The 4,481-nt window shown below is 74.5% G+C and carries 1 protein-coding gene; it reads right to left on the bottom strand.

Annotation, left to right across the window (positions count from 1 at the left end; genetic code table 11):
* On the bottom strand, positions 1-322 hold a 322-nt coding region (locus UK94_RS72370), incomplete at its 3' end, for a beta-ketoacyl synthase N-terminal-like domain-containing protein (protein ID WP_235490910.1).
* Positions 323-4,481 lie beyond the last annotated feature (4,159 nt).

Genomic DNA, 4,481 nt, shown 5'->3' with positions numbered 1-4,481 from the left:
ACACCTGCAACATCAACCGCTGCTGCGGATCCGTCGCCAACGCCTCCCGCGGACTCATCCCAAAAAACCCCGCATCAAACTCCCCCGCCCCGTACAAAAAACCACCCCGACGCGTGTACGTCGTCCCCACCCGCTCCGGATCCGGATCAAACAAACCCTCCAGATCCCAACCCCGATCAGCCGGAAAATCACCCGTCACATCCAGACCATCCACCACCACCCGCCACAGATCATCCGGAGAAACCACCCCACCCGGATAACGGCACCCCATCCCCACAATCACCACCGGATCAGCCGAACCCGCCCGCACAGCAGCCGTCACCACCGCCTTCTCNGCCCCGAACAGCTCGTCGAGGACGTGCTGACCGAGAACGTCGATGGTGGGGAACTCGAACACCACCGTGGCCGGCAGGCCGAGCCCGCTCAGCGCGTTGATCCGGTTGCGCAGCTCGACCGCGGTCAGCGAGTCGAAACCCAGGTCCCGAAACGCCCGGTCGGCCGCGAGGCCGGCATCGCCGTCATGCCCGAGCACCGCGGCCACCTGGGCCCGCAGCAGCTCCACGACGGCTCGATGCCGGTCCCGGGGACGCTCGGCCCGCAGCCGGCCGGCCCAGCCCGCGCCAGCGTCCGCACCCGCCGCGCGACCGGCCACGGGCACCCGAACCAGGTCCGCGAACAGTGGCCGCAGCCGGCCGGCCACGGCTTCCGCCCGCAGCACCGCCTCGTCCAGAGTGGACACGACGAGGTGCGGCTCGGTGCGTCGGTCGAGGACGGCGAGCGCCCCTTCGTCGGCGACCTCTCCGACACCATGGCGGGCCAGTCGCGCGCGGTCGGCAGCGCCGAGGTGACCGGTCATCGCGCTGGCCTGCGTCCACAGCCCCCACGCGATCGCCGTGCCCGGCAGGCCCCGGGACCGCCGGTGGACCGCCAGCGCGTCGAGGAAGGTGTTGCCCGCGGCGTAGTTGGCCTGACCGGGAGCGCCGACCGTGGCGACCGCGGAGGAGAACAGCACGAAGTGGTCGAGCGCCAGATCGGCGGTCAGTTCGTGCAGGTGCCAGGCGGCGTCGACCTTGGGCCGCAGGGCATGCGCGAGCTGGGCCCCGGTCATCGCCTCGACGGTGGCGTCGTCGAGCACCCCGGCGGTGTGGACGACCCCGCGCAGCGGGCGATCGGCCGGAATGTCCGCGAGCAGGGCCGCGAGCTCGTCCCGGTCGGCGATGTCGCAGGCCGCGACCGTCACCTGGGCTCCCGCCGCGCGCAGCTCGGCGGCCAGCTCGGCCGCACCCGCTGCGGCCGGGCCGCTACGGCTGGCAAGCAGCAGGTGCGGCGGCTCGGGCTGCCCGGCCAGCCGCCGGGCGACCAGGCCGCCGAGGGCGCCGGTGCCACCGGTGATCAGGACCGTCCCGGTGAACGCCACGGCCTCGGCGTCCTCGAACGTGCCGCGGACCAGGCGGGGCACCAGCAGCTCGTCCGCGCGCACGGCCGCCTCCGGCTCGTCCACCGCGACCAGCACGGCCACCGGAGCCGGGGCGTCCACGTGGACCAGCGTGACGCGCCCTGGATGCTCGGCCGCGACGGTCCGCACCAGCCCGGTCACCGTGGCCGATGCCGGCTCGTCGGCGGCGAGCACGATCGTGAGCCGGGTGCCCGTGAGGGCCGGCTCGGCCAGCCAACGCTGAAGCAGCTCGAGCGCCGCCCGCGCACGGGCGTGCGCCTCGTCCACCACAGGCGGGTCGTCCACCACAGGCGGGTCGTCCACCACAGGCGCCTCTGCCACCACGGCCGCGGAGCCGCCGATCGCCGCCAGCGCCACTTCTGGCGCGGCCCGCCCACCCGCGATCGCCGCGACCAGTGCGGCCACACCGTCCAGGACCTCGGGGTCGCCGGTCAGGTCGATCAGGTGGCGTGGATCGCCGGAGCCGGCGACCACCACCGCGTCCAGCTCCGTCCCGCCGGCCGGTGCGGTGGCAACGGCCGATCCGGTCACGGCGCCCGGCCGCGTCCACTCGACGTGGTACGCCGGCTCCACCGCGTGCGCCGAGACTGCCCGGGCCAGATCCCGGTGGGAGACCGGCCGGAACGCGAGCGAGTCGATCGCGCCCACCGGCGCCCCGACACCGTCCGCGAGCAGGTAGCGCACCCGGCTGTCGCCGAGCGGCTCGACGCGTATCCGCAACGCCGTCGCCGGCCCGGTCAGGCGCAGCCCCTCGAACGCGAACGGCAACAGCGGCCGGCCCGGCTCCTGCGCGCCGATGCCCGCGAGCCCCGCCACGACCGGATGCAGCGCCGCGTCGAGCAACGCCGGGTGGACCGCGAAGTCGCCGGCCAACTCGCCCGCCGCGATCTGCGCGTACACGGTGTCGCCGACGCGCCAGGCCGCGGTGAGCCCCTGAAACGCCGGACCGTAGTCGTATCCCAGGGCGAACAACCGGCCGTACACGTCGGTCAGATCGACCGGGTCGGCTCCGGCCGGCGGCCACACCGCCAGGTCACCCGACCCGTGACCGGGCCGCTCACCCTCCGCAACAGGAGCTGNGTCGGCGACGACGGCGCTCGCGTGTCGGTTCCATGCGCCGTCTGCACCCGAGCGCGCGTAGACGCCGAGTTCGCGCCGCCCGTCCGGGCCGGCCCCGCCGACGCGGACCTGCACCTGGACCGGACGCTCGGGGGTGAGCGCCAGCGGCGCGGTCAGGGTGATCCCGACGACGTCGGGGCTGCCGACGGCGCCGCCGGCGTGGGCCGCCAGTTCGGCGAAGGCGGTGCCGGGCACCAGCACGGTGCCGAACACCCGGTGATCGGCCAACCACGACTGGGCGGTGAGATCGATGGTCCCGGTCAGGACGGCACCGCCGTCGGCGAGCTCGACCTGCACGCCGGCCAGCGGGTGCCGACCGACGGTGAGACCCAGCCGTGACGCCTGCGCGGCGGGTACCACGGGCGTGAGCCAGTAGCGGGTGCGGTCGAAGGCGTACGTCGGCAGCTCGGGGCGCACCGCGATGGGGCGTGCCCAGGACACGGCCGCACCCGCCAGATCCGCGGCGGCCAGCGCCCGGCGGAAGGCCGCGGAGCCGTCGGTATCCCGCCGCAGGGTGGCGACGACCGCGCCGCCGACCGCGCGGTCCGCGAGGATGTCGTCGACCCCGAGGGTCAGCACCGGATGCGGGCTCACCTCGATGAACCGGTGGCAGCCGTCGTCCAGCGCCGCCCGGATCGCCGGGTCGAACCGGACCGGCTGGCGCAGGTTGCGGTACCAGTACGCGGGGTCCAGGGTCGCGGTGTCGACCCGGCCGCCGGTGACCGACGAGTAGAAGGCCACAGGCGTGGACCGCGGGCTCAGCCCGGCGAAGGTCTCACGGAGGTGATCCCGCAGCGGCTCCACATGGCTCGTGTGCGAGGCGTAGTCCACCGGGATTCGGCGGGCCCGGATGCCGGCCTGCTCGCATCGGCCGAGCAGATCCTCGAGCGCACCGGCGGCACCGGCCACGACGGTTGCCCGCGGCCCGTTGAGCGCGGCGATCTCGACGTCCCCCGGGGACCGCGCCAACAGCTCGCGCACGTCGTCGGCGCCGAGCGCGATCGACATCATGCCGCCGCCACCCGCGATCCGGACGAGCGCCTTGCTACGCACAGTGATCAGGCGGGCCGCATCAGCCAGCGTCAGTGCGCCGGCGACGTACGCGGCCNCGATCTCCCCCTGCGAATGACCGACGACCGCGTCGGGCCGCACACCGCCCTCGCGCCACAGCGCCGCAAGGGAGACCATCACCGCGAACAGCACCGGCTGTACGACATCGACGCGGTCCAGTCCCGGTGCGCCCGCGTCGCCCTGCAGGACGCCGAGCAGCGACCAGTCGGTGTGCTCGGCGAACGCGCGCCCGCACGCCTCGATCTCCGCTCTGAACACCGGGGACGCCGCCAGCAGCGCCCGGCCCATCTCGGGCCACTGCGAGCCCTGCCCGGGAAACACGAACACCGTGCGCCCGGTGACCCGCTGCCCGGTGAGGACCGCGTCGGCGACGTCCCCGTCTGCCAGGCCGGCCAGCCGCTCCACGAGCGTCGTCTGGTCCTCGGCGAACACGGCGGCGCCGTGGTCGAACCGGGTCCGTGACAGCAGCGAACCGGCAACGTCCGTGCTCGTCAGCCCGGGATGCTCCCGAAGGTGGTCGGCCAGGGCCCGGGCCTGCCGGCGCAGGGCCTCGGGGTCGGGGCCGGACAGCAGCACCGGAGGGCCGGCGACGGGGCGCGACGGCGACGGCGACTGCGGCTGCGGCTGCGGCTCGGGTGCCTGTTCGAGGATGACGTGCGCGTTCGTCCCACTGATACCGAACGACGACNCCCCCACCCGCCGCGGCCGACCCCCCTGCGGCCACCCCACCTCCTCCCGCAACAACGCCACCCCCGACCCCACCCACTCCACCCGCGGCGACGGCTCCTCCACAAACAACGTCCGCGGCAACACCCCCGCCCGCAACGCCATCACC

This window comes from Frankia sp. AvcI1, from assembly GCF_001420875.1.
GTDB classification, from domain to species: domain Bacteria; phylum Actinomycetota; class Actinomycetes; order Frankiales; family Frankiaceae; genus Frankia; species Frankia alni.
The sequence above is the reverse complement of the archived record's forward strand: the minus strand, read 5'-3'. Positions and strand labels throughout refer to the sequence as shown.